At 37.3% G+C, this 26,659-nt stretch carries 26 protein-coding genes, 1 pseudogene and 1 riboswitch; of the genes and pseudogenes, 12 read left to right on the top strand and 15 right to left on the bottom strand.

The window, feature by feature from the left end; translation table 11 throughout:
• Positions 1 to 6 precede the first annotated feature (6 nt).
• The 7 genes from flgL (at position 7) to IRB43_RS09790 (ending at position 6,967) form a co-directional block, all read left to right on the top strand.
• On the top strand, positions 7 to 888 hold the full coding sequence (gene flgL / locus IRB43_RS09820) for a flagellar hook-associated protein FlgL (protein WP_203363397.1): 882 nt from the start codon (positions 7 to 9) through the stop codon (positions 886 to 888).
• Between the two features lie 79 nt (positions 889 to 967).
• Positions 968 to 1,558 carry a DUF6470 family protein gene (locus IRB43_RS09815; protein WP_203363291.1) on the top strand — a complete coding sequence of 197 codons (591 nt, stop codon included), beginning with the start codon at positions 968 to 970 and terminating at the stop codon, positions 1,556 to 1,558.
• 18 nt (positions 1,559 to 1,576) lie between these two features.
• Entirely contained in the window at positions 1,577 to 2,017 is a 441-nt protein-coding gene (gene fliW / locus IRB43_RS09810) for a flagellar assembly protein FliW (RefSeq protein WP_203363290.1), read from the top strand.
• A 7-nt stretch (positions 2,018 to 2,024) separates the two neighbouring features.
• Positions 2,025 to 2,246: a carbon storage regulator CsrA gene (gene csrA, locus IRB43_RS09805; protein WP_203363289.1), complete on the top strand. Its 222-nt coding sequence runs from the start codon at positions 2,025 to 2,027 to the stop codon at positions 2,244 to 2,246.
• Between the two features lie 220 nt (positions 2,247 to 2,466).
• Positions 2,467 to 3,594, top strand: a complete 1,128-nt coding sequence (locus tag IRB43_RS09800; RefSeq protein WP_203363288.1) for a flagellin N-terminal helical domain-containing protein — start codon at positions 2,467 to 2,469, stop codon at positions 3,592 to 3,594.
• Between the two features lie 72 nt (positions 3,595 to 3,666).
• Positions 3,667 to 3,999 carry a hypothetical protein gene (locus IRB43_RS09795; protein ID WP_203363287.1) on the top strand — a complete coding sequence of 111 codons (333 nt, stop codon included), beginning with the start codon at positions 3,667 to 3,669 and terminating at the stop codon, positions 3,997 to 3,999.
• On the top strand, positions 3,992 to 6,967 hold the full coding sequence (locus IRB43_RS09790) for a glycosyltransferase (RefSeq protein ID WP_203363286.1): 2,976 nt from the start codon (positions 3,992 to 3,994) through the stop codon (positions 6,965 to 6,967). The genes IRB43_RS09795 and IRB43_RS09790 overlap by 8 nt, the downstream gene beginning before the upstream one ends.
• Before the next feature lie 125 nt (positions 6,968 to 7,092).
• Here the strand turns inward: IRB43_RS09790 and IRB43_RS09785 are convergent, their stop codons facing one another.
• Genes IRB43_RS09785 through IRB43_RS09760 form a run of 6 tightly spaced genes read right to left on the bottom strand, consistent with a single transcriptional unit; the run spans position 7,093 to position 11,524 of the window.
• Complete coding sequence (locus IRB43_RS09785; protein WP_203363285.1) at positions 7,093 to 7,995, bottom strand: DapH/DapD/GlmU-related protein; 903 nt, start codon at positions 7,993 to 7,995, stop codon at positions 7,093 to 7,095.
• 18 nt (positions 7,996 to 8,013) lie between these two features.
• Positions 8,014 to 8,493 carry a polysaccharide deacetylase WbmS family protein gene (locus IRB43_RS18220; protein WP_481748132.1) on the bottom strand — a complete coding sequence of 160 codons (480 nt, stop codon included), beginning with the start codon at positions 8,491 to 8,493 and terminating at the stop codon, positions 8,014 to 8,016.
• A complete protein-coding gene (locus tag IRB43_RS09775; protein ID WP_203363283.1) occupies positions 8,429 to 8,755 on the bottom strand; it encodes a polysaccharide deacetylase WbmS family protein in 327 nt (108 codons plus the stop codon). Before IRB43_RS09775 ends, IRB43_RS18220 begins: the two co-directional genes overlap by 65 nt.
• A 21-nt stretch (positions 8,756 to 8,776) precedes the next feature.
• Positions 8,777 to 9,475: an acetyltransferase gene (locus IRB43_RS09770; protein ID WP_203363282.1), complete on the bottom strand. Its 699-nt coding sequence runs from the start codon at positions 9,473 to 9,475 to the stop codon at positions 8,777 to 8,779.
• Positions 9,438 to 10,553, bottom strand: a complete 1,116-nt coding sequence (locus IRB43_RS09765; protein WP_203363281.1) for a DegT/DnrJ/EryC1/StrS family aminotransferase — start codon at positions 10,551 to 10,553, stop codon at positions 9,438 to 9,440. Before IRB43_RS09765 ends, IRB43_RS09770 begins: the two co-directional genes overlap by 38 nt.
• Complete coding sequence (locus IRB43_RS09760; RefSeq protein WP_203363280.1) at positions 10,550 to 11,524, bottom strand: NAD-dependent epimerase/dehydratase family protein; 975 nt, start codon at positions 11,522 to 11,524, stop codon at positions 10,550 to 10,552. Before IRB43_RS09760 ends, IRB43_RS09765 begins: the two co-directional genes overlap by 4 nt.
• A 273-nt stretch (positions 11,525 to 11,797) precedes the next feature.
• On the opposite strand from IRB43_RS09760, the gene IRB43_RS09755 reads away from it, so the two are divergent.
• The 5 genes from IRB43_RS09755 (at position 11,798) to IRB43_RS17850 (ending at position 17,674) form a co-directional block, all read left to right on the top strand.
• Positions 11,798 to 13,099 (top strand): nucleotide sugar dehydrogenase, encoded by a 1,302-nt coding sequence (locus tag IRB43_RS09755; RefSeq protein WP_275296766.1) that lies wholly within the window; start codon positions 11,798 to 11,800, stop codon positions 13,097 to 13,099.
• A 12-nt stretch (positions 13,100 to 13,111) separates the two neighbouring features.
• Positions 13,112 to 14,065, top strand: a complete 954-nt coding sequence (locus tag IRB43_RS09750; RefSeq protein WP_203363278.1) for a Gfo/Idh/MocA family protein — start codon at positions 13,112 to 13,114, stop codon at positions 14,063 to 14,065.
• A complete protein-coding gene (locus IRB43_RS09745; RefSeq protein WP_203363277.1) occupies positions 14,058 to 14,663 on the top strand; it encodes an acyltransferase in 606 nt (201 codons plus the stop codon). Before IRB43_RS09750 ends, IRB43_RS09745 begins: the two co-directional genes overlap by 8 nt.
• The gene (locus tag IRB43_RS09740; protein ID WP_203363276.1) at positions 14,656 to 15,759 is read left to right on the top strand and encodes a DegT/DnrJ/EryC1/StrS family aminotransferase; all 1,104 of its coding nucleotides are present in this window, start codon (positions 14,656 to 14,658) and stop codon (positions 15,757 to 15,759) included. The genes IRB43_RS09745 and IRB43_RS09740 overlap by 8 nt, the downstream gene beginning before the upstream one ends.
• A gap of 289 nt (positions 15,760 to 16,048) precedes the next feature.
• The gene (locus IRB43_RS17850) at positions 16,049 to 17,674 is read left to right on the top strand and encodes a flagellinolysin (RefSeq protein WP_238941934.1); all 1,626 of its coding nucleotides are present in this window, start codon (positions 16,049 to 16,051) and stop codon (positions 17,672 to 17,674) included.
• A 9-nt stretch (positions 17,675 to 17,683) separates the two neighbouring features.
• Here IRB43_RS17850 and IRB43_RS18215 read toward each other — a convergent pair.
• From IRB43_RS18215 to IRB43_RS09685, 9 genes and pseudogenes are all read right to left on the bottom strand, one after another.
• Positions 17,684 to 17,728, bottom strand: a pseudogene (locus IRB43_RS18215) (hypothetical protein); the annotation flags it as partial.
• Between the two features lie 307 nt (positions 17,729 to 18,035).
• A riboswitch (cyclic di-GMP riboswitch) is annotated at positions 18,036 to 18,126 on the bottom strand.
• A 1,101-nt stretch (positions 18,127 to 19,227) separates the two neighbouring features.
• Positions 19,228 to 20,019 (bottom strand): HAD-IIA family hydrolase, encoded by a 792-nt coding sequence (locus IRB43_RS09720; protein WP_203363275.1) that lies wholly within the window; start codon positions 20,017 to 20,019, stop codon positions 19,228 to 19,230.
• Between the two features lie 17 nt (positions 20,020 to 20,036).
• The gene (locus IRB43_RS09715) at positions 20,037 to 20,834 is read right to left on the bottom strand and encodes a sugar phosphate isomerase/epimerase family protein (protein ID WP_203363274.1); all 798 of its coding nucleotides are present in this window, start codon (positions 20,832 to 20,834) and stop codon (positions 20,037 to 20,039) included.
• Between the two features lie 15 nt (positions 20,835 to 20,849).
• A complete protein-coding gene (locus tag IRB43_RS18075) occupies positions 20,850 to 21,944 on the bottom strand; it encodes an ATP-binding cassette domain-containing protein (RefSeq protein ID WP_203363273.1) in 1,095 nt (364 codons plus the stop codon).
• A gap of 12 nt (positions 21,945 to 21,956) precedes the next feature.
• The gene (locus IRB43_RS09705; RefSeq protein WP_203363272.1) at positions 21,957 to 22,781 is read right to left on the bottom strand and encodes a carbohydrate ABC transporter permease; all 825 of its coding nucleotides are present in this window, start codon (positions 22,779 to 22,781) and stop codon (positions 21,957 to 21,959) included.
• On the bottom strand, positions 22,771 to 23,712 hold the full coding sequence (locus tag IRB43_RS09700) for a carbohydrate ABC transporter permease (RefSeq protein WP_343070844.1): 942 nt from the start codon (positions 23,710 to 23,712) through the stop codon (positions 22,771 to 22,773). Before IRB43_RS09700 ends, IRB43_RS09705 begins: the two co-directional genes overlap by 11 nt.
• A 124-nt stretch (positions 23,713 to 23,836) precedes the next feature.
• On the bottom strand, positions 23,837 to 25,138 hold the full coding sequence (locus IRB43_RS09695) for an ABC transporter substrate-binding protein (protein WP_203363271.1): 1,302 nt from the start codon (positions 25,136 to 25,138) through the stop codon (positions 23,837 to 23,839).
• A gap of 265 nt (positions 25,139 to 25,403) precedes the next feature.
• Positions 25,404 to 26,006 (bottom strand): glycerol-3-phosphate responsive antiterminator, encoded by a 603-nt coding sequence (locus tag IRB43_RS09690; protein WP_203363270.1) that lies wholly within the window; start codon positions 26,004 to 26,006, stop codon positions 25,404 to 25,406.
• A 274-nt stretch (positions 26,007 to 26,280) separates the two neighbouring features.
• Positions 26,281 to 26,607: a hypothetical protein gene (locus IRB43_RS09685; RefSeq protein WP_203363269.1), complete on the bottom strand. Its 327-nt coding sequence runs from the start codon at positions 26,605 to 26,607 to the stop codon at positions 26,281 to 26,283.
• Positions 26,608 to 26,659: the final 52 nt, after the last annotated feature.

Genomic DNA, 26,659 nt, shown 5'->3' with positions numbered 1-26,659 from the left:
TAAATGATGCGTATTACGCAATCAATGTTATCTAACAACATGCTAACCCATCTTTCTAACAGTTATGAAAGACTAGGAAAATTGCAAGAACAAATGAATACACAGAAGAAAATATCGAGACCGTCAGATGATCCGGTTGTAGCGATGAAGGGAATGACGTATCGGACAGCGGTGTTAGAGATAGAACAATATAAGCGAAACTTTTCAGAAGCTTATAACTGGGCGGAAAATACGGATTCGGCACTTGATAAAGCTACACAAGCGTTGCAACGTCTCCGTGAGTTAACTGTGCAAGCTAGTAATGATACGTATGAAGAAGGTCAAAGAGAGGCCATTAGTAAAGAAGTCAAGCAGTTAAAAGAACATTTAGCGCAAATTGCCAACACCAAGTTCGGGGATAAATATTTATTTAATGGAACGGACACATTAAATAAACCGGTGGATGTGTCTGTTGATCCGCCAACGGTTTCTCAAAATGATAAAGCGGTGCTCATCGAACTCTCAAAAGGAGTAGAAATTCAGGTAAATGCCAATCCGAAAAATGTCTTTAATGATGCTTTGTTTAAAGATGTAAATGATCTAATAAAGAATTTAGAAGATGGCAAAAACGGTGCAGACATTAACCCATTCCTGTCTAAGCTAGATACGCATATTGATGCCGTGACATTTGAGCGCGCCAATATGGGAGCTCGCTTAAATCGGATTGAACTAATGGAAGAACGAGTGGATGAGCAAGAAGTGATTGCAAAACGAGTGATGTCAGAAAACGAAGATGTGGACACGGAAAAAGTCATCACAGAGTTGAAAACGCAAGAAGCGATTCATCGGGCGGCTCTTGGCATTGGTGCGAGAATTATTCAGCCAACGTTAATGGACTTTTTACGATAATTTAACTAAAGTGCCTGACTTCCCTATTTAACGGAAGTTCGGCACTTTCCCTTTACCTTTTTGTAAACGAGGTGATCTTATGCAATTAGCGCAAATCCGAATGACAACGCAACAGGCTCAAATTGCGCTCGACATTCAAAAGCCGGTGCAATCAATTGAACAGCCATCCGCAGAGCTTGATCTACAGCAACCGCCCGCGGAACTCACGATTGAAACGACGCCATCGAAATTAACGATTGACCAAACAAAAGCACGCGAAGATATGGATTTAAAAAACATTTCTAAGCGGATTGAAGAATTTGCTCAGCAAGGCTATCAAGACTGGTTCGAGGGGCTAGCACGCGTAGCCGCTGAAGGGGACGAACTGATGATGATCGAAAACGGCGGCGATCCGATTCCGGAACAAGCACAGCGCAATAGTGAAGGACCCGAGCTTGAATTTAACATCGGCTACATTCCATCCGCAGGCAGTGTGAAAATCGATTATCAGCCAGCTCAAGTGCAGATTGATGTCAAAACAAATCCGATTATCAATAACACACGGCCACAGAAGCCTATTCATGATTATCAGCCAGGTAAAGTTCATGTATCCATGAAGCAATATCCTTCTGTCAACATTGACTTTGTGAACTTGAAATATAAAGGCATCAACTACGAACAGGAAATCTAACTAAAGGAACGTGAGACGATGATCATCGAAACAAAATACCACGGACAAGTTGAAATCAATCAAGAAGACGTTTGGACATTCAATCAAGGCATTCCAGGCTTTGCGGACGAAAAACAATTTACGCTGTTAGCTTTTCCAGACAACGACGTCTTTTTCGTCCTGCAATCAACAAGCACACCAGAACTTGGTTTTGTAGTTACTAACCCGTTTGCCTTCTTTCCGGAGTATGATATTCAATTAGATGAGGCAGTTGTTGAGGCATTGCAATTAGAAAAAGCAGAAGAAGCAGCGGTATATACGATTCTCACTGTCAAAGAACCATTCGAACAAACAACAGCCAACTTACAAGCACCGATCATTTTGAACACAACGAATAAACAAGCGAAGCAAGTGATTTTGAACGATAACCGCTATCACATCCGCCACTCCATCTTCCTAGTCGGGGCTGAAAAGGAGTGAATTCATCATGTTAGTGCTAACAAGAAAAACAGGTGAAGCTATCCAAATTGGTGATGACATTGAAATCACTGTCATTAGCGTCAAAGGGGATCAAATTAAACTAGGCATTAACGCACCAAAGCATGTGGATATCCATCGGAAAGAAGTATACTTAGCGATCCAAGAGGAAAATGAGTCTGCTTCCAATGAAGTAAAAGATTTATTCAGTCTACTGCCAAAAAGTAAATAATGATAAAACGAAAGAACTTCAAATATGGAGTTCTTTTTTCTATCTCCATCATTTCGTCACAAATAAAAAAAGATAAAAAATTTTTCTTAAACTATTAAAGAAATTTCTTCTCCCTCCGATATTAATGATGTAAGGGAGAAACAGGGCGGCCGACCTAGTGATCCCTAAAAAATGATGTTCACATGGACGTGAACTACATAACTCAAGGAGGAAATTAATCATGAGAATCAATCATAATATTGCGGCTCTTAACACGCACCGTCAATTAAACAGTGCTTCAAATGCACAATCTAAATCAATGGAGAAATTATCTTCAGGTCTTCGTATCAACCGTGCTGGTGACGATGCTGCAGGTCTAGCAATCTCTGAAAAAATGCGTGGACAAATCCGCGGTTTAGACATGGCTTCTAAAAACGCACAAGATGGTATCTCTTTAATCCAAACAGCTGAAGGTGCATTGAACGAAACACACTCAATCCTTCAACGTGTACGTGAATTAGCTGTTCAATCTGCGAACGATACAAACACAGATACTGACCGTGCAGAACTTCAAAAAGAAGTAGATCAGTTAGTAGAAGAAATTGATCGTATTGCTAACACTACTGAGTTCAATACTAAGAAATTATTGAATGGTAATTTAAGTGGTGTAAATGCAGAAGCAGAATCAGCAACATTTAATGAAGTTTCTGATAAGGCGATCTTCACAGGTGTTGCATCTACTGGTACAATCGGCGAAAATAACACTTATAATGTAAAAATCACTTCAGCGACTACTGGAGGAGTATACACATTATCTGTTACTGATGCTAAGGGTGTATCTTCTACTGTAACAACTTCTGGTGGTGGAACTGTAACAATTGGTGATGCTGCAGTTACTATTGGTGCATTAAGCACAGGCTCAATTGGTGAAGAAGCTACATTCACTACTCGTAAAGCAGTAACTGATTTAGACGATGCCTCTTTAACTTACCAAATTGGTGCGAACTCTTCACAAACAATGAAAGTAGCAATTGAAGATATGAGTTCAACTGCTTTAAATATCAATGGAATCGATGTAAGTAGCTCTGGGGCTGCGGAAGCATCTATTTCAGCAGTGAACAAAGCAATTGAAGATGTATCAGCACAACGTTCTAAACTAGGTGCGTTCCAAAACCGTTTAGAGCATACAATTAACAACTTAGGTACGTCTTCTGAAAACTTAACAGCAGCTGAGTCTCGCGTTCGTGACGTTGACATGGCGAAAGAAATGATGGAATCTACTAAAAACGGTATTCTTGCTCAAGCTGCTCAAGCAATGCTTGCTCAAGCAAACCAACAACCACAAGGAGTACTTCAATTACTTCGTTAATTGATACTTTTGTGACAACAATTAAGGAGGCTGACTAATTTATTAGTCAGCCTTTTTTAAAAGGGAGACATTATGGAAGCACAATTACTTGAATTGAAATATTCATTAAAAGAATTAATCCAAAATTTATTAACTCGTATTGATACTATTTGTATGAATATAGATAATGTACAAGCTACTGAAAGTTTAACGTTTTGGTTAGAGGATCTATCTACTTTAACCGAGAGTATTATGATCTTAACTGAGAACGGTGTGGTTGATTTTGGTCTTGATTTATTTAACGAAAAAGTCGGATTATTACTAGATAAGATTGAGGGAAAAGACTATTTGTTTGTGGGAGACATTCTTCAATATGAACTAAAGCCATTGTTATCTTACTGGGATGGATGTATTACACATGGATAAAAAATTAAGCATTTGCATGATTGTTAAAGATGAAGAGAAGAATTTACGTCGCTGTTTAGATAGTTTAAAACCTTTATTAGAAACAAGCTATACGGAACTTATTATCGTCGATACCGGTTCAACAGACCAAACGATTAAGATCGCTAAAGAATATACACAAAGAGTCTATTTTCATGAATGGAATGGGAATTTCTCAGATATGAGGAATATTTCCATTTCATACGCAGAGGGAGAATGGATTTTTATTATTGATGCGGATGAAGAACTTGAAACGCCAAGCGAACTTATGAACTTGTTAACAAGCTCTGAGATAAATAGTTGTAATACGATTAGGGTTAGAGAAAAAAATTTATTATCAATTAAGTTGAATAAATATGTTTATCATGTTCAAGAACGTTTATTTCGGAACAATGGAACATTTCATTATAAAGGAACCATACATAACCAACCTATTTATCAGCATCCGGTATTAACTGCAGATATATGGCTTATGCATTATGGATACATCAACGAAGATAAGGAATTGATGGAAAAGAAGTTTAAACGTACAGCGAGTATGCTGAGGAAAGAATTAGAGAAAGATCCTGAACATGTGTATTATCGCTTTCAGTTAGCTAGATCTTATATGATGCACAATGAGGATATTATAGCTTTAGAAGAGATTGAAAAAGCATATCAATCAATGAAAAAACAAGCGGAAGAATTGGTTATTCACAGATACTATGTGTTTGGTGAATATGCTCGCATGTCTCTAAATGCAAAAAAGTTTAAACAAGTGATAGAAATTTGTAAAGAAGGTCTAACTTATAACAAGGTGTATCTGGATTTGTATTATTATATGGGGCATGCCTATTTCGCTTTAGAAGAGTATGAAGATGGTTTGGAAACACTAAAGAGATACATGGATCTTCATGAAAAATATCATAAAAATGAATTAGATTTATCGAATTTTACAGCGATAGAAATGTATAGTCTTGATAAAGACACACGCAACAATACACTAGATCGGATCGTCGACCTAATTTATAAGGACTCTAACCTAATTTATGCTTTAACTCCTTATAAAATGTTTTTGGATAAAATTGAGAACCAAGCTTTAAAGGCTAAATTATTAACGAAAGTATTCATTTTAGAGAACAAAGTAGAAGAGTTACTCGATCTATATAAAAATATGGAAGAAGAACAACGTCATCCTTACATTAATTATTTAGAGATATTAAAAAATGATTTTGACGAAGATCAATTGGAACGTTTTCAAATTAATTTTTCTACCAATGAAGATGCTTATGGGTTATTAAACCAAATTCGAATTACAGATAACAAAAGAAAGCTACTGACAGAGTTTATTAATAAATACGATATTATTAAATTTTCGGATGAAATTATAATTGAATTTGTTAAGTATTTAATAGAGTACAACTATTTAAATCGATTCTTCAAAAAAACTAATAGTGAAGTCATCAAAAAAATTGTCAAAGTGTTAATTGATCAAGAAGAAAAAGAAGAGTATTTCTTGCAATCTTTAAGAAATGATTTTGGATTTAATGATTTTCAAAGCAATAGAGTATATATTGCGATAGCTAATGTGCTACTTCTTTCTAGAATTGAGGAAAATAAAAGAAAAAAAGAAGATTTTGTTTTTAATTTAAAAGAGATTTTTAATAGATATATAGAAAAAGGTATTGAAAATATTCGTTATACTTTTAATCCAAATCATATTCGTCTTATATATAGTACTCATGAAAATAAAGAAGAAAAATTTCTAATGATTATGCATCTGTATAAACTTCAATATATAGAAGGTAACCAAAAGCTTGCTATGAAATATTTAAAAGAAGCAGGCGAGACTTATCCGTATTTTTCTCATTATCTGTCTATCTTAGCAAATGAAATTAAATCTGAAATACAGAAAAAAGGTGTAATCAATTCTATACTTGAAGTCAAATCTCAAAGTAAAGAGTTAAAAATATTGCATGGAACAATTGAAATTGCGAATCAGATGAATACACTAGTTAAAGCCCAAAATCAATTTTCTAACGTTTCTTCATTTGGTATAAATTATCATCCGAGTTATCTCAGTTATGATAATGCACATATACTAGACATTAATAAAGTAGAAGATAGAGATAAGGTAACAATGGAACTTTTTGAAGCAGCAAACGAAACCTTTGACGTTTTTCATTTCCATTATAATACCTCTTTGTTACCTAACCTAGCTGACCTTCCTTTATTAAAAGAAAACAAGAAAAAAATATTTATGCATCATTGGGGAACGGACGTAAGAAGACTTTCAATTGCTAACAAGTTAAATCCTTATGCGAAAAGTAAAAATGACAATGAGGAACAAATAATAAAACAACTACACTATTTAGGTAGCTATATAGATGATTGTATCATTGCTGATGCTGAATTATATGAATACGTCAAAGGATTTTATAATCGAGTCCATATAGTTCGCCAAGCATTAAATCTCAGTGAATACACTCCTAACCCAGAATTTGAATTTAGAAAAACAAAGCCAGTAATTGTTCATGCTCCAACATCTTCAGATTTTAAAGGTACTAAATTTGTAAATGCTGCTATTGAAGAATTAAAATTAAATTATGATTTTGAATATAAATTAGTACAGAATATGTCTCATGAAGAAGCGAAACGTGTTTATCAAGAGGCAGATATCATTATAGATCAACTGCATGGAGGTGGCTATGGGTTATTTGCACTAGAGGCGATGGCGATGGAAAAGCCAGTTATTAGTTATATAAGTGAGTTTATGAAGGATTATTATCCAGAAGATTTACCCATTTTGTCTGCTAATCCAGATAATATTAAGGAGAAAATTGAATATTTAATTAAAGATGTTGACTTGCGAAATATTTTAGGAAAAAAAGGGATAAAATATGTAGAAAAATATCATAATGATTTAGATATTGCGCAACAGTTGATACAAATATATAAGCCCACTGTTTAAAGATAGTAATCCAGTATGTTAATCTACTTTAAGTAGTTACATTAGGGTGTTTTTCCTTATTTATCACGACTAATATTATTTCCTTACCACCTTGAACAGAAAATTTATGTTCAAGATGGTAAGATTTATTTATTTTTTAAAGTCTTTTTAAAATTATTTAAAAACTGATTATGAGGTATAGCGAAATTACCCGTTACTTGTTGATTTTCACTTACATCTCTTGTGACGACTGATCCTATTGTTATGAAACTATTATGTCCGATATTAATGTTGTTAGAGATACTTGAATTAGGACCAATCCAGACATCATTTTGAATAGTTACGCTACCTGCTATCATTGAAGAAGCTGCTATTAAGCAATTGTCACCAATTTGAACACCGTGAGCGATGTGTACCAGATTATCTATTTTAGTATTTTTACCTATCAGGGTCTTTCTAAAAGAAAATCCTTTATCAATACATGTATTTGCCCCTATTTCAACGTTTGAATCAATTATAACTTTTCCATCGTGAAATACAGATAATATTCCTTTTGTTGTTCTTTTATGTTCAAAGCCTTCTGATCCTATAATTGTTCCGGCTCTTATAATAGAATTTTCTTTAATAACAACATCAGATAGTATAGTGACGTTGGGTTCGATAATTACATTTTTACCTATTCTTACATTATATTCAGCTATATGTACTGTGTCATGAATACTCGCAGTGTTATCTATGACATTATATTCTTTTTTATATTCTTTCTTTGAAATATGATTATATAGAAAATAGAAAGAATATCTTGGATCTTCACAGATAATTAGTTGAATGCTAGAGTTTTTTTGTTGTACTTCATTAGCCAACTCTTGTGTAACAAATACAGCTGAAATATTTTTGTTATTGACTAGAGTATGTAAGAATCTTTTATTATCTATAAAGGTTAATGTATTACTCTTATTACTATCAACAAGTCCTAAGAGATCAAAATGAACATCTAAAGGTAGTTGAATTCCAAGAATGTTAGATATTTGTGTAAGATCGAACTTCATTTAAAATTCTCCTTATATTTATTCATAATCGATATTAATTTCTTTAATTGTTGAGAATTGAAGCCCCTTATTTTTGGCTTCAGCTATTAGATTATTTAAAAAAGAACGAGTCCCGCAAAGATCATTTTTTAAGCGATGCGCTTCAAGTTTTTCAATATTATGATAAAAGCTTTTGATACGATAGTATCTATCGAGTCTTTCTGTATTAAGGTAAACATGTATAGGATGAAAATTAAAAACCTTTAACCCATCTTTATTAAGGTAGTGTGATACATTCCAATCAAGGTCTTTTCTACTTTCCATATTTATACAGTGAACATCATCTTCCCAAAAAAAGGGGACTCGTATTAAGTGTTTGAAAAAGGAGAAAGGACGTAATTTAATATCACTCTCGAATGGAATTAAGAGGTTTAGATCAAACTTTAATCCATGTTTAATAAAGAGGTTTAAAATAGTTGAGCTTTGGGTTAAATGAATGTGAACGAACACTAACTGCATCGGGTACAATTTTTTTGATTTTTGAAATTACCGTTTCAGCAGCTTCATGGCTTGTACCAGCTAATAAGTCATTGAAATTAGGATGTATACCAAGTTCAAAATTGGAGTTATATTTTAGTTTATTTAAAATAGGGGTATCATTTGTAACAAAAAATGTTGCAGGAACATCGTGTTTATTTAACAAGTCTATTGTATAAGAGATAACTTCATCACATGCCCAATCAAAATCAAAGGTCAAAAATATTGTATTTTCATAATCCATGTTTAATTCTCCTATTTATGTTTATCTTGTACTTCTTAAGTATCGAGCAGGATTCCCAATCATAACAGAATTTTCTTTTACATCTGAAAGTACATTACTACCCATTCCTATTAAAGAATAATCTTTTATTGTTACGTTACTTTTAATAGAACTATTGGCTCCTAAGTAACATGATTTCCCTATTAATACTTTTCCTAAGATGTTGACACTACTGGCAATACATGAATAATCTTGAATGATACAATCGTGATTAATAACCGAATTTGGGAGTATAACTACATGATTTCCTATATTTACATTAGATGTAATTGTTACATTTTGAAAGATAACGGTTCCTTTTCCTACTTTACACATCTTAGATACACTAGCCGTAGGATGGATGATCGTTTCGAAGTGTTCTATAGGAATTTTTGTATTTGCAATGATTTTTTCCTTTAAAAAAAAGTTCTTTTCACTCCCAATGCCATTTATGAAAAAGCAAGAATCTATAAATTCTTTCGCTTTTGATAGAGGACCTAGAACTTTGACTCCCCAAAATGTTTTTTCAAAATTATCAATGTTATCATCTAAAAAGCCAACACATTCATATTTAAATTCTTTTTCGTTTATTTCATTAATAGTGTCTAGTATATCTATACAGTTACCGCCTGTTCCTAAAATAATTATTTTTTTAACCATTTCTTCACCGCATAATGATTTTTTTAAATTCATTAATGACATAATGAATCTCTTGTTTGGTTAGTTCAGGATGTAAAGGAAAAGCTAATCCCTGCTGATAAGAGGCGTTTGCATTTGGATAATCTTTATCATTGTAATTAAATTTTTCTTTATAATATGCGAGCATATGAATAGCTTGAGCGCCTAGATTAGTTTCAATACCAGCATCTTTAAGCTTTTTAATTAACAAATTACGGTTATATTTTTGATCGACTTTCACCATAAATGTCTGCCAAGAATGACCATCTATTTTATCGGGCAAGGTAACGACAGAACAGTCTTGTAAACATTCGAAATAATAATCGACTAATTCTCTTCTTTTTTCTACCCATTCATCAAAGTTTTTTAATTGATGTAGGCCAAGGACAGCTTGAAAATCAGTTAATCTATAATTAAAACCCGGTAATAAAAAGTCTATTGAACCGTTAATTGATTTTTCTAGCCCATGGTTTCTTAAAAGTTTTATCTTTTCGTTTAATTTTTCACTATTGGTAACAACCGCACCACCTTCTCCGGTCGTTATTGCTTTTCTTGGATGCCAAGAAAAGCAACCAACATCTCCGAAAGTACCTACATGTTGTCCATTCCATGTCGTACCAAGAGCACAAGCAGCGTCTTCGATCACGAACAGATTGTACCTTTTGGCAATATCCATAATTTGAGTCATGTTAGCGGGAGCGCCAAATTCATGAACGACGATGATAGCTTTTGGTGTTTTGTTCCCTGAGTAATTTAAAATGGTGTCTTCTAATTTAACTGGATCAATGTTGTAAGTAGAAGGGTTAACATCTACCAAAACAGTCTGTGCTTTTTGCAACTCTACAACGTTTGCTGTAGCTGGAAATGTAAAAGCAGGAATAAAAACGGCATCCCCTTTTCCTATTTCAAGTGCCGCTAGTGCAATGTGTAATGCCGCTGTACCACTTGAAACAGCCAAAGCATATTGAGCGCTCATATATTCTTTTAAATCATGTTCAAATTCTGTAACATATTTACCTTGTACAAGCATTCCTGTTCTTAATACGTCTGTCACAGCTTGAATGGCTTCTTCGCTAATAATGGGTTTAGATAACTTTATCATACGGTAATTTTTCCCTTAAAGTATTCAGCAGTATTTGCAATACCTTCCTCAAGGTCTACTGTAGCATAAAAACCAATAGCTTCTTTCGCTTTTGCAACACTTGGTATTCTCAATTCAATATCAGCTGAGGATTTAGGAACAAATGTTATTTTAGAATTTGAATTTAAAACTCGGATAACAGTGTTAGCTAAACCGTATATCGTTGTTACAGTTCTTGAGTTACCGATATTAAAGGATTCTCCCACTGCATTTGGTGATGTTAAACAGCGAATGACACCATCTACCATATCATCTATATAACACCAAGCTCTTATTTGTGTTCCGTCTCCATGAATTATAATATCTTCGTGTTTCAATGCTCTCATAATGAAAGTCTTTAATGCTCCCTCACCAACTTGTCCTGGACCATATACATTAAATGGACGAACTGTAACGGTAGGAAGACCTTTTTCTTTATAATAAGCATAAGCTAAATGTTCTTCAGCGAGCTTGCTAACAGCGTATGTCCAACGAGCTTCACCAACTGCTCCTAGCACCGCAGGACTAGTTTCATTAGATTGAAAAGCAATTTGTCCAAAAACTTCGCTTGTACTAAAACAAATGACTCGTTTGCAATTTTCCAATTTACTTGCTGCTTCTAGTACATTGGCTGAGCCCACCATATTTACTTGCATAGTTGTTATTGGACTTTTAACGACGGTATCAATACCAGCAATACCTGCACAATGAATAACGTAGTTTGCTCCTTCCATGCTTTCTTTTAAAAAAGGAAGATTTAAAATGTCTCCATCAACGAGAGTGAGGTTAGGGTGGTTAAAAAATGGTTTGTTTTTAATTGAATTGCGAGAAAAGTTATCATAAACAATTACTTTGTTGCTTTCTAATAATGAGCCAACTATGGTAGATCCTATAAATCCAGCTCCACCAGTTACAAAAATTGTTTCATTTTTAATATCTGTTGTTTTTTTCATAAAAAAACCCTTCTTAATTAAAGTGTAGTAATAAAAAGTTTTCCTTTTCTTTTAATAATATCGACCAAAAAAATGAGAAATGAAGTATTAATTTAAATAAAGAATAGGTTTTTCTTAGTACTTAATTTGCTCAATAAGCAGGTTCTTATTCATCTAGATGCTATAGCTTTTATAAATAGTGTTATAAAAAAATTTATACACTTGTGTAAAGAGATTAATTTTGACCGATATTTAAAGAGAAAGAAATTATTATAGAAGAGAGATTTGATACCCATGGAGCTTCTTAAGAAGATAGAGTCAAAAACATGCAAAATCGGCGTCATCGGCCTTGGCTATGTAGGTTTGCCTTTAGCGGTTGAAAAGGCAAAGATAGGATTTGATGTCATTGGTTTTGATGTTCAACAAACACGTGTGGATCTTGTGAATCAAGGAATTAATTATATTGGGGATGTTATTGAAGATGAGCTGCGAACGCTTGTAAAGGAAGGGCGTATTCAAGCGACGACAGATTATAGCTTATTAGAGGCTGTCGATGTTGTGGCTATTTGTGTGCCGACGCCATTGGATGATTATCAGCAGCCGGATATTAGTTATGTGAAGGCATCATCTGAAGCGGTTGCTGAGTATTTACATCCAGGTATGTTGGTCGTATTGGAAAGTACGACGTATCCGGGGACGACGGAGGAAATCGTTAAGCCTGCTCTCGAAAGTACAGGGCTTGTGTGTGGGAAAGACTTTTATTTGGCTTATTCTCCTGAACGGGTCGATCCAGGGAATAAGCATTTTAATACGAAGAACACGCCAAAAGTAGTCGGAGGAATGACAGAAGACTGTACAGCAGTGGCAGCTGCTTTGTATGAGCAAGTATTAGAAGGAAAAGTTCATACAGTATCTAGTCCTGGTGTGGCTGAAATGGAGAAAATTTTAGAAAATGCGTTCCGTAACATTAATATTGCGCTTGCGAATGAGATGGCGATTTTATGTGATCGCATGGGACTAGATGTGTGGGAAGTGATTGATGCGGCGAAAACGAAGCCTTATGGTTTTATGGCCTTTTATCCAGGTCCAGGTTTAGGCGGGCATTGTATTCCTGTTGATCCATGGTATTTAACGTGGAAAGCTCGCGAATATAATTACCATACACGGCTGATTGAAATTGCTGGTGAGATTAATAATAGTATGCCGGAGTTTGTTGTAGAACGAATCGGTCATTTATTAAATGAAGAAGCGAAGCCAATTAAATATTCAAATGTGTTGTTGTTAGGGGTGGCTTACAAAAAGGATATTGATGATTACCGCGAATCGCCGGTATTGGATATTATGGAGATGCTTGAGAAAAAAGGGGCACATGTGCAGTTTAGCGATACGCATATTGACGGCTTTACTTATCGTGGCAAGAGATTTGAAGGAGTGGCTTTAACAGAAGAAGTGGTAGCTTCGGCTGATATTGTGGTGATTACAACAGATCATTCAGGCTTTGACTATGAAATGATCGGCGAACAGGCGAAGTTGATTTTTGATACGAGAAATGCGATGAAAGATGTACCGGTTATACATAAACTTTATCGATTATAGAAGGTGGATAACATGAAAAAAGTAGCTGTCGTTGGAGCAGGGAATTGGGGGAAAAACTTAGTTCGTACGTTTTTTGAGTTAGATTTTCTAGGTGCTGTAGTAGAAGCGAGTGCATCGTTACGAGAAGAGGTAACCAAGCAATATCCAGCTATTCCTGTTTATGAGTCAATTGATTGGATCAAAGAAAATCCAGAGATCGATGGAGTGGTGATTGCGACACCCGCTTTTACTCATTATGAGGTAGCGAAAGAGTGTCTGCTTTCGGGAAAAGATGTATTCATCGAAAAACCGATGACCTTATCTAGTCGTGATGGGGAAAGTTTAATCGAAGTTGCCCGTGAAAACCAGTGTATTCTTATGGCTGGTCATCTTCTTTTATATCAACCAGCTATTCAAGAAATCAAAAAAGTGATTGAAGCGGGTGGCATTGGAACGGTTGTTAGCTTGCATCAACAACGTCTTAAATTAGGAAGAGTTCGTTCAGTTGAGAATGTGTTATGGAGTTTTGGTGTCCATGATTTAGCGGTATTTTTATATTTAATTGGTGAAGAGCCGGTAGATGTACAAAGTGTGGGTCAAAGTGTTATACAGCAGTCCATTGAGGATGACGTTTATTTACATTTAACCTTTCCTAAAGGGATCAAAGCTCATTTACACACGTCTTGGTTATATCCAGAAGTTGTTAGAAAGCTAACTGTGATCGGGACAGAAGGGATGCTTGTATATGACGAGGTAGCTCAGACAGTGACATTGCATCGTAAAGGCATTAACAGTGATTTATCCAATCGTGATACGGGCAGTCAAATTATTTTCCAAGGGGAAAGTAAGCCGCTTACGATCGAATGTCAGCATTTCTTAGATTGTATGGAAAAAAGGGTTAACCCTATTTCGGATGGAGAAAATGGTGTGGCTGTTGTGAAAATTCTAGAGCGAGCATCTAATGTAGAAGGTGAAGAAAATGAGTAGTTCGGTGTTTATTCATGAATCAGCTTATGTCGATCAAGGAGTGCAAATCGGTTCAGGAACGAAGGTGTGGCACTTTTCGCATGTGATGCCGAAAGTGATCGTTGGTGAGCGCTGTAATTTAGGTCAAAATGTATTTGTCGCAAATGGAGTTAAGATTGGAAACAACGTCAAAATTCAAAACAATGTCTCTGTGTATGAGGGAGTTGTATTAGAAGATGATGTGTTTTGTGGACCTAGTATGGTCTTTACAAATGTGAAAACCCCACGTTCCGCCTTTCCTCGTAATACAAGTTCGGACTATAAGGAAACACGAGTGAAAGCTGGAGCTTCAATTGGAGCCAATGCAACGATTGTGTGTGGAGTGACGATTGGTCGCTGTGCTATGGTGGCCGCAGGTGCAGTTGTGACGAAAGATGTGCCGGCTTATGCTTTAGTTGCTGGAGTACCCGCAAGGCAAATCGGCTGGGTTTGTGCTTGCGGAGAGCGTTTAGATATCGTACATGATAAAGCAAATTGCTCTCACTGTGACCGCCACTATGTTATAGCAGGTGGTCAATTAGAAGAGCAAGGAGATAAAGGGGTAGTCAACAATGATTAAGATTCCGATTTTTGATCCGTCAGCAGAAGTAGCTAGTATTCATGAAGAAGTGATTGAATCTTTGAAAGGTGTTCTATTTTCAGGTCAGTTTATTTTAGGTCAAAACGTGAAGTCTTTTGAACAAGAAGTAGCCGATTATTTAGGAGTAAAATACGCCTTTGGTGTGAACTCTGGAACGGATGCGCTTGTTATCGGTTTGCGAGCGGCCGGAATTGATCAAGGGGATCAAGTGATTACGACACCTTTCACTTTCTTTGCGACTTCAGAAGCGATTCATCAAGTTGGTGCGGAACCGATTTTTGTTGATATTGATCTAGAAACATACAATATTGACCCAAATAAAATAGAAGAGGTGCTTACACCTAATACAAAAGCTATTCTTCCAGTTCATTTATTCGGTCATTCAAGTGATATGGATGCAGTTCAGGCAATTGCTGATAAGCATGACCTAAAAATCATTGAAGACGTTGCTCAAGGATTTGGAGGAGAATACAAAGGTCAAAAATTGGGGAGTATTGGTAATGTCGGCTGCTTCTCTTTCTTTCCAACAAAGAATTTGGGTACGTATGGAGATGGTGGCTTAGTTACTACTAATGACGAGGAAATAGCACGACTGATCAAAATGTTACGTGCTCATGGATCTGAGAAAAAATATCATAATGAACTGTTTGGATATAATTCTCGATTAGATGAAATGCACGCAGCTATTTTACGAGTAAAATTACCTAAAATTGATGATTATAATAATAGAAGAAGAGATATTGCTTCTCGCTATCAAGATGGCTTAAGTCATTTAGAAGAAATCATTCTTCCGAAAGACCATAGTGATGTTTTACATGTGTATCACCAATATACGATTCGCGTGCTAAATGGTAAAAGAGAAGAATTAAAGCAGTTTTTGTTGGAGAAAGGGATTGGATCAATGGTTTATTACCCAGTACCTTTACATAAACTCCCGGTATACAAAGGTGAGAACTGGTCGTTCGAATGGTCAGAAACAGCGGCAGATGAAGTGTTGAGCCTTCCGATGTGGCCGTTTATGTCAACGGATATTCAAACTGAAGTGATTGAAGCTATTAAAAGTTTTTTCGAATAAATATGTTAAGTGCCAGGCATTAAGTTAGATGATGCTTGGCACTCTCCTTTTATAAATTGTCATAGGCAGAGTTTTCTAGTGGTTAATAGAACAGATATCAACGGTAGCGGGGCGTAACTAGGAAAATATCGTGGATGTACCCTGATGTGTCGGGAAATTTCTAATAATTTTGTCGAATCAGATGGAAGGAATGATTTATAATATGGTGAATAAAGTCTCGAGTTCATCGTCTTTAATGATTATTTGGTTATAAATTTATGTTATTTCCACAGTGTAAAGGAGAGAGTGTATGATTGTTCGGCATAATATAATGGCGCTAAATACATATCGTCAATTAACACAAGTGAATCATTCACAAAATAAGACGATGGAGAAATTGTCGTCCGGGCTGCGGATTAATCGTGCAGGTGATGATGCAGCGGGGCTCGCAATTTCAGAAAAAATGCGTGGGCAGATTCGCGGTTTAGCCCAGGAACAGCGGAATATGCAGGATGGCATTTCTTTGTTGCAAACAGCCGAGGGCGGGTTGAACGAGGTGCATGCTTTATTGCAAAGAGGTCGTGAGCTGGCTGTTCAAGCGAAGAATGATACGTTAGTAGAGAGTGATCGCATAGCTATTAAGAATGAGTGGGACGGGATTATTAAAGAAGTGGATCGAATTGCGAATACAACGGAATTCAACACAATTAACCTGTTAAATGTAACGTCAACGACTGACAGTAATGATCAAAAGTTGGCTGTAGAAGCGCTGCAAAAGTATTGGCTAAGCAACAGTGAAAATTTAATTGCTACACATTATGGATTACAGGCAGGCGTGGATGATGCGCCGTTGGATATTCAATTTGTTCAAAATTCCGGTGATGGCCGTGTAGCCTGGGTACAAGGGTCTTATTATCCGAGCGGCAGTGATGGCCGTTATTTTAACCAAAAGCTTGTTTTGGATATGAGCGACTTTTCTCCTGTTGAGATGCCGAATGGTGGAGGAGCCTGGATTTCGAATGACCGAATTATCGCTCATGAAATGGTGCATGCGGTTATGGGAAGAACGACGAATTTCCGCGATTTGCCGACATGGTTTAAAGAGGGAACAGCGGAGTTTATTCCGGGGGCTGATGAACGTTTGGCAGGTGATTTAGCTGCGGCTGGAAATAATTTCACGGCATTAAAGAATAATATTGATACATGGGATAGTACGAGTGCCGATTATTCTGCCGCTTATGCCGCTGTAAAATATTTAGATCAACAAATTACCGGCGGGATTAAAGCTCTTTTCGACGAAATTAAGTTGGGCAGTCTTGGTGGAAATGAAAAAACACTTGATGCTGCGTTGACGGATTTAATCGGGGTAGATACCGCTGGGTTTCTCGCTGATTTTAAAGCGAATGCTACTTTGGCCAATTCAGGAATTGTGCTAGGAGATGCAGATACAGGGGCTATCGGCGGCGGAGATGATCATAGTGCTGTTCCTGACACCGTGAATGCCGATTTACTGAATCCGCTGAAAGCATTTACGGAAAAATGGCCGAGCTTTGCTGAAGCGCAGCAATCCAAACTTCGTGTCGGCCCATTTATTCATATCGAGCTGGCGAATGTGACTAGCTCCTCTCTTGGCATTGATGTGATTGATCCGCTAGATAAGACAGTAGATAATATTTCACTTTTTGATGGGGCGATTCAATATGTATCCGCTCAAAGATCAAAATTTGGAGCGTTTCAAAATCGATTGGAAAAAGCGATTTCTGTATCGGCGATCTCAGAGGAGAACTTAACCGCCGCTGAATCCCGAATTAGAGATACAGATATGGCAAAAGAGATGATGCAACAATCCAAGCATTCTGTTTTAATGCAAGCGGCACAGGCGATGCTTGCTCAAGCGAACAATCAGCCGCAAAGTGTGCTGAAGTTGTTGGCGTAAATGGTAATTGGGGTCTGACTCCCACCACGTTAAGGGTAGGTGATGCTTTCTCATCCACCATTTGATCGTGTTGCGGTCGACTTGTAGGATCTTTGCTAATTCTCCGAGCGTGACGAGTCATGTCTGTGATTTTGTGTTAGCTAACCCTAGTCGATTCATTTCTACTCAGACAAATTCAAAGGAGTGATCTAATTTTTTAGTGATATTTGAAATTTTTGGAAACCTACATATTCTTTTAGGTATTCAATTTCATCGGTGCACCATTCTTATTTCCACCTCATCTGTTATAATTAGGAAGTAAAAAACCAATTCTATACAGGGTAGAATAGCCAAAGAATTTTATAGTAGAAAAATCCAATCATTTGGCAACCAGGCGATCATAGCTTAACATATTAAACCTTAGACCCTAGGCTTTGCGTCTTATCCTTTCGAATAGTTTGCCTTTTTCATCCGTCGTATAGGGATTTCTTATTGTGCATTTGTACTGAATTATCGTAAATCAATTTGTTGCATATATCAATAAACCAAAGAAAAACAGCGTTATTGTAAATTAAATACAACAAATAAAACTTTTATACTAGTTAACAGAAGGTGTGGATAGGTTGGTGTGACGGCTACTTCTTAGAAGAAATAGTGCAACAATAAGGGTTCTTATTGAATGATAGCCAAAATTAACTAAATAATACTAAGATATTAAAAAATTACAATAAATAATATCTTTATCATGATTGATTTTCATAAAATGGGTATATAGTATAATCTCAATGACATTTATCCTGCATTAACGGGCTGTAAAATCCCTACTTCAACATGGTAGAAGGAGCGCAGACGTGTAGGGGGAGACCAACAGCCTGTAAACACCCGATCTGTTCGGGGCCTGCACAATGCAGGTTACAAAGGTGTTGCAACAGGAAATTGCGACGTTAGCCTTTGTTCCTCTTTTCATCAGTGGGGGATGAAGAACGCCCCACTAATTGAAGTGTGCGCTTGGCATGTGTGTAATCTTTAAGATGAAAGCCCCAAACCTCGAAGGCAGTAGTGGGGGTAGCTGATGACAAGGGTGTCCGTGGTGACGCGGAATCTGAAGAAAGTCGGAGGCAAATCTCCGCCCCAAGGAACACGAACTACATACAAGGCTGGCTGTCATTGAGTGAGTTTGCACATCAAAACAAAGCTCTTACTGCTAAAGGTGACAGTGAGTAAATGTAGTGGGGACATGGAGAGAAAGAGTGCACTCTTAGGAGATCTCATGAATGCGCCAAGTACACTTGGTAACCTGTTCAGTGATGGACAGTTGAATCATCAGAAGTCAGCAGAGTTCATAGTACTTGTCTAATCGAGAAGACGAGGAAGGACCAAACAGATGAAGAAGAACGAATGCTAGGAAGAGACAACTTAATACAGGCGTTGAAGGGTGTAGAGAGAAACAAAGGGATAGCGTGCCGGTTCAAAACCTGAGACCACACCTTGTCACAGAATGACAATAGTAAAAAGCCGTTCAGATAGCTAGTAAGCTGATCAGACGGCTTTCTTCTTATTTCAAGTGAATGGCTTCACTCAGAAGCTGCAAACAACTCACCCAAATTCTCCACAACATAATCTGGTTCAATCTTGGTTCTTTCAATATCTCTTCTGTTAGACACGCCTGTTAATACAAGGCAGGTACGAATGTCATTGTTTTTCCCCATTAAGATATCTGTTTCTAGTCGGTCTCCGACGATTAAGCATTTGTCTTTTGAGGTATTTAACTTTTCTTGGACTTTATTAATGTAATAGGCAGATGGCTTGCCGATTACTTGATCGATGCTTTGCCCGGCAGCGACTTCGATGGCTTTGGCGATCGCGAGTGTGTCTGCGATGTAACCACCAGGGACGGGACAAGCGGGATCAGGATTCGTTACGATTAGTTTGGCGCCATTACGTACAGCCATCATGGCCAAGTTAAGCTTGTCATATGTGAAGGAACGGTCCAATCCAACGAGCACATGAGTGGCTTGGAAAGGATCTGTCGTCACGTTTAATGGGTAGTGACTAAATTCTTGAGCAACTGCTTGTTCCCCAACGATATAGATAGAGGCATCAGGGACATTTTCTAAAAAGTAGATAGCAGATAGCGAAGAAGCAGTGATGACTTCCTCTAGTTTCGTTGCGATCCCTAATGAACAGAGAAGTTGCTGACAATCCTCTCTTGTATGCGTTGGGGCATTGGTAATGAATAAGATTTTTTTATTGTGTTTTTTTAATGTATCCATCATTTCTTTGACGCCAGGGAGAAGTTGCTTCCCAACGTAGATGGTTCCATCTAAATCAAAGCAATAGGCTTCAAAGTCGTCAATGTATATCATGTTCCACTCCTATATCGTTAGTTTTGAATCTCTTTTTGAAGAATATTTTTACCTTCACGTAACTTTTCTAATGGTGTATTTGGTGCGTATTCAAGGATTAACTCGCAATTTGCTGCATATTTATTGATGGCCGCAAAGAGTGTGTTCCACTTGATGGTGCCCTCCCCAATCGGTAAGTGATCGTCTCCTGTTCCGTCGTTATCATGAATATGCAGGGCGAGAAGTCGGTCCTTCGTGTCTTTAATTAATTGTGGAATATCCCAATTGTTTAAGTGAGCATGACCTGTATCAATTAAAAAGCCGGCCGTTTCGTCGATGTCGTGTAAGAAGTTTGTATATTCCTCTTGGGTGAAAAGCGAACTTCCGTTGTATCCGACGTTTTCAATCGCCAGTTTCACGTTTCGTGGTTTTGCGACTTGGCATAATTCGTTAATATAATGAGTGGCACGCTGTTGGGCCGTTTGTTTATTAAACACTGGAGAAAAGCAAAATCCTGGGTGGATCACAACATGACTTGCTCTAATTAGACCTGCAAATTCAATCGCCTTTTTATATTCGGTAAAGGCCGTTTCTCTCGTTGCCCGGTTTTCACTTGTTAAATTAATGTCCCAAGCTGGTGGATGGATCGTATAGCCAATAGGGAGCGATTGGAGATTTGCTGCGAGCTCTGGAAATAAGTCTTCCATCTCATTCCACTCTTGTCCATCCATTAATAATTCGATTTTATCTGCTCCATGCTGGATTAATTGATCCGCGTTTTCAAAAAGATCTTTTGATAATAATGCTAAGTCAGAATAACAAATCATTTTCCTCATTATGATTCTCTCCTATTATTCATTTAGTGATTCTGGGTAGCCGATGGAATTCGTTGTTTGTTTATTGAACATATGGATTTTGTCCATTCTTGGTTCTACATAGACGAGTTCATTTGGCAGCCATTTTTTTGATTCGCTCATGGCGATGAGTTCGTTTCCTTCTAAATCGATATAAATCCCATAGCTGTTTCCGTGGTTTTCGACATATTTCACATGACCTTTTAACCCGTTTTTTATCGGTGTTTTAGATAGGGTGATATGTTCTGGTCGGATGCCGAATGCTAACTCTCGTTCACCGATCTGTTGGATGTAATGATTCCATTCAAAGCTTAATTGAAGCGTTTGATTGACAAGGGTGAGCTTGTCCTGATCAACGTCCATATCTATAATATTCATCGGAGGGGAGCCGATAAACTTTGCGGTGAAAATATTGGCTGGTCGGTGATACACGTTATCTGGCGTATCGACCATTTGCAGTCGACCTTGGTACATTAAGGCGATCCGGTCAGCAACTGTCATCGCTTCTACTTGATCATGGGTTACGTAAACAAGCGTTTGTTTGTACGTTTCGTGGATCTTCACCAATTCTTTCCGAGCTGAAACTCTTAACTGCGCATCTAAGTTGGAGAGTGGTTCATCTAGTAAAAAATAATCTCCTTGTTTCACGATGGCTCTTGCTAACGCAACACGTTGTCTTTGGCCTCCGGATAAATCTTTTGGCAAGCGTTCCTTATATTCTTTGAGCTGTAGCATCTCTAATGCGGCTTCTGTTCGGCGATTGATTTCATCGGTAGGTACCTTTTGAACCTTTAATCCGTAAGTAATGTTATTTAAGACATTCATATGTGGATATAGAGCATAATTTTGAAAGACCATGGCTACATTTCTTTTTCCACTAGGAAGATCATTCACTTGTTTGTTATCCATGTATAAAGAACCTGAAGTCACATCTTCCAAGCCTGCAATCATGCGCAATGTGGTGGATTTACCACATCCAGATGGACCAAGAAGAATTAAACGTTCGCCTTCTTTAATCGTTAAATTAAGATCTTTCACTACTTCGGTTTTTCCATAAGATTTGCATACATTTTCAAATCGAATTTCCTTCACAATATCCCGCCTTTACTTAATTCCTGAAGAAGTAAATGTACCAATGATATATTTTTGGAACATTAAATATAATGTTAATGGTATGATCATCGTAATCACGGCTACGGCCATGGCGACAGTGAAGTTCGTTCCACCTTCAGAGCTGATATACATTTGCAACGCTAACGGCAATGTATAATGATCGACTGTTTTCAAAATGAGCACCGGCCATACATATTCATTCCACGATAAAATAAAGAACCAAATCCCTGTTGACGTGACGGCAGGTTTGACAAGTGGTAGCACAATGTCTTTCATGATGCGCGGATGGCCCAAGTTATCTAATCTTGCCACTTCAATTAAGGACATAGGGATCGTTTTCATCGATTGTCGAAGTAGGAAAATTCCAACTGCATCAGCAAGCTGTGGTAGAATAACGCCCCATACGCTGTCCGCTAACCCAAGGTCTGAGATCATTAAATAATTGGGAATCATCGTGACAGAAAAAGGGATAAAGATCGTGCTGATCAAGAGGAAGTACAAAATGTTTTTTCCTTTAAACTCAAAGAATACAAACGCATACGCCGCTAAAAAAGAAGTAAACACTTTAAACAAAGTAACGGTCACCGCAATGATAAACGTATTAGAGATAATCTTTAATACATTTAAGCTCTCAAAAAATGTTTCATAGTTTTCTAAAGTTGGTTGTATCGGGATAAAATTCAAGGCATTATTGTACGCATCTTCTAATGGTTTAAAAGAAATACCAATCGCAAAGATAATCGGAAAGGTAAGGATCAGAATAGTCACCATAAAAATAATATGCCAAGGTATCGATACGAAGCGGTTAGTTTTCATAATGGATACCTCTTTCTACAAACTTGAATTCTAAAATAAGTAAAATAATAAAGATCGCCATTGTTAAAATCGATAAGGCAGCGGAATGACCTGTTCGATATAAGACAAACGCTTCATGATAGGCATGGTAGATCGCATTAGAGCTGGCATAATTCGGCCCACCTTGTGTAATGACTTTAATCGGCGTAAATACATATTGTAGTCCTTGAACGATCGTGATAATCAGGACATAGATTCCAGTCGCGCTACTCATTGGCAGCACGATATGAATGAATATTTTCCATAAAGGAATTTGATCTAAGCGAGCGGCTTCGATCACTTCTCGTGAGATGCCATTGACGGAGGCATAAAGAACGATAAAGTTATAGCCGAATACTTTCCAAGAAGTGATTAAGCTTAAGACGACGATAACCCAGCCATCTAATTTACTCCAAACTGGCATCTCTATTCCGAACCATCCAAGGATGATCGCTGCTGGTCCCGATACAGGGTTTAATAACCAGGTGAATAAAATCGACCCTACAACTAATGAAATGACGGAAGGCAAAAAGATGGTCCCTTTATAAAAGTGATTGAATCGTTTTAAAACGACATCAAGAACAAAAGCGAAAATGTAAGGAACGATCAAATTGATCGTTAATAATAAAGCAATATAGATCATTGTATTTCCAAAGACTTTGTATGTAGTCGGATCAGATAGAACGTCCTTATAGTTTTGAAAACCGACAAACTCCTTCGTTGGCTTCACCATATTCCAATCAAAAAAACTCAAATAGATCGTGTATACAAACGGCCAAAACATAAATAAGACAAAAATAATTAAGGAAGGAATCAGTAAGCCGTAAGCTTTCCAATGGTCTTTCGTTAATTTTACTTTTGAAGATTTTGCAGCCTGCATGTTTTGCTTTCCTCCCGCATTTGCTTTATTCACAGGGTTGCCCCATAAGAGGGGACTGCAACTCCACTGTCTATATTGAGAGGGGGAATATTCTCATATAGAGACTTGTTTGGAACAGAATCCTTTATATTTATGAGACAACCTTGTGAATGTTCCATTACTTCAATAATTCGTTGATTTCTTTTTCTGTTGATGTTAAGCCTTCTTTTACATCAACTTTTCCGCCAAGGATTTCATCGCGGATATCTAGTAATTTTTGCTCTGCTTGTAGACCAGCGTCTCCAGGGAAGGAAGTCCAAGAAACGACGCCATCCATTTGTTCTACAGCTGCTTTCATCATTTCATTTTCTGTAAGAAACGCTTTAAGGCCATTTTCTGCTTCGGCTACATCTTTACGTGGAGGAACATAGCCTGTTCCTTCTGTCCATTTCGCCATGGATTCAACGCTGTACAAGTATTTCATGAATTCCCATGCGGCTTTTTGTTCGGCTTCTTCCTGAGCTGTAATAGCCAACATCGCTCCACCGGCTGGCAATCTTACTTCTTTATCTTTCCATGCGGGCGATTTAATAGCAGCTACATTAAATTTTGCATTGTCTTGAATTTGAGAGCGGCGAGCAATAGTTGTGTAAGCCATAGCGACATTGCCATCGATAAAGCTTTGAACACCTTGATCCCAAGGTAAATGAAGAGCTGTTTTATCTTTTACAATCATATCCGTCATTAATTGATACGCTTCAATCCCTTCTTTGGACGCGAAAGTTGCTTTTCCATCGGTGATCATGCGTGCGCCATTACTTTCTAATAAAGCTTGCGTTGCCCAGTTATCTGCTGGCTCTTGCATATAAAAACCGTGTTTTCCTGTTTTCTCTTTAATCACTTTTGAGAAATCTTGTACTTCTTGCCAAGTTTTCGGACCATTTTCATCAAGTCCAGCTTCCTTTAATAGGTCCTTGTTAATATATAGAACTGGGGTACTTAATGAATAAGGAATCCCTATTTGCTTACCTTCCGAGTTTTTAGCCAAGCCCATAACATTATCTAAGAAGTTATCCTTTAAGAATGTTTTGTCTTCTGGATAATGTTGATCAATGACTTCTTGTGGAGATACATAGCTAAAGTTATTAGAGAAATAGTCTAGGAAAGACCATCCTACTTGAACGACTGCTGGTGTTTTACCAGAAGCGGCTTCCGCCTGTAAATTTTGCATAAGCCCTTTATACATATCAGGATTATATTTTGCGACTACTTCTGTTGTTTCACTTTGTTCATTGAAGGCTTTCACTAATTCTTCTACCGTTTTTCCACCTTGTGTTTCCGCATTGACGTGCCAGTATTCAATCACTGTTTTTTCCCCTTTTTTTGCAGAACCATCGGATGTTGCGTCACCGGATTTTCCGCATGCCGTCAGCACAAAAACTAATGAAAATAGGCTGAGTAATTTTAAAAATGACTTCATTTCATCAATCTCCTTTGTCAATTCGTATCATGTTCCTTCGAGCGGGATGACAATACTTATTACATGTAGCAGAAGTCGTTTTTTCGTGGATTCACCTCCTTGAGTGCATATAGGAAAAAATAAAAGAGACCCCAAATAAAATGTATACTCATGGATATACATCAAATTTGAGGTCTCTCTGTTCGCACCGTTTTTTTATTCACTTTATGCTTATACAATAACGGGTCATTGTTAGGCTAGTATTAATAAAATGTAAAATCTTCATTTACAATTCATTTAAATTGATTTTCCACATGTCAGGGTTAGAGGTGGTTACGGCTAGTGCACCATTATGTAATGCTTGTTTTGCGTGCTCTGGTGAATTGAGTAGTCCACCTGTAATGGTTGGGACAGGGGAAATTTTTGAGATTTTGTTTAAAAAATCAGGAACGCGGCATGGCATAATTTCAATGATGTCAGCTTGGATACGCTCAATATCTTTTACTAGATTTGTATACACCTCTGTATCAATTAAGAAGATTCGTTGAACAACGACGAGTCCACTAGATTTTGCTTTTTTAATAATGCTGTTTCTAGTCGTCACGATCGCATGTGGCTGCACATTTCTTTTAACAAACTCAATCCCGTCTCGATCCATCTCTAATCCACCAATCTTTTCAACATGCAAAATAACAGGTAGACCGTGAGATTGAATGAAGTCTACATACTTTTTTACTGTTAAAATCGTTCCTGTCATTAATAAGACCGCGCTTAAATTATCTTTGTATTTAAGCGCTTTTTCGATATATTTAGGTTCTTTCACTGCGGCGACCATTTTGTGTGTTGCTAACTTTTCTTGTAGTATCGTTTGTGCATGTGGATGTTTCATGGTTATCTTCCTTTCAATGAAAGTTTCTTTAAAGGTAGTGTATAGTTTTTGAGATTGATTTGAAAGAGAGAGGTGAGATTACAAAATAACGGGGTGACTGATTGAGCGTGCTTGGCGACCGATTGTTGCAGATTCCCGCCTGATGCACAACTGATTTCCTCCCATTTTCGACTGAAAACGACGATTTCCCGACTCATCCCCATCCGATAGAAAAAAGAGGGGTCCATAAGCCGAACAATCGACTTATGAGACAGCCTCATTTTTGGGTTATTCTTTAAAATTTAAACTGACCAAAAATACTGTTCATCTCTTCTGACATTTTCGCTAGGCTATTGGCAATATCTTGAATCGTTGCTAGTTGTTCTTGAGCGGTTGCGGAATTATGTACGCTAGCTACCGCTCCTTCATCGGCTCTTTTGCCAACGGATTCGATGAGGGTGACCATTTGATGACTGCTTGAAGAGGTTGCTTTAATGTTCTGTTCAACCTCCAGTATTTTTTTCGTGACGGTTGTGATTGATTGTTCGAGATGGGTAAATACGTCGTTAATGTGCGCCGTCTTTTGGGTACCTGCTTCTACTTGATCGGTTCCCGCTGTCATGGTTGCAACGGCTTCTTTCGTTTCTTCTTGAATTTCATTGATTAAAGAAGCG

Source organism: Bacillus sp. REN10 (assembly GCF_016820555.1).
In the GTDB taxonomy this organism is placed as follows: Bacteria; Bacillota; Bacilli; order Bacillales; family Domibacillaceae; genus Bacillus_CE.
The sequence above is the reverse complement of the archived record's forward strand: the minus strand, read 5'-3'. Positions and strand labels throughout refer to the sequence as shown.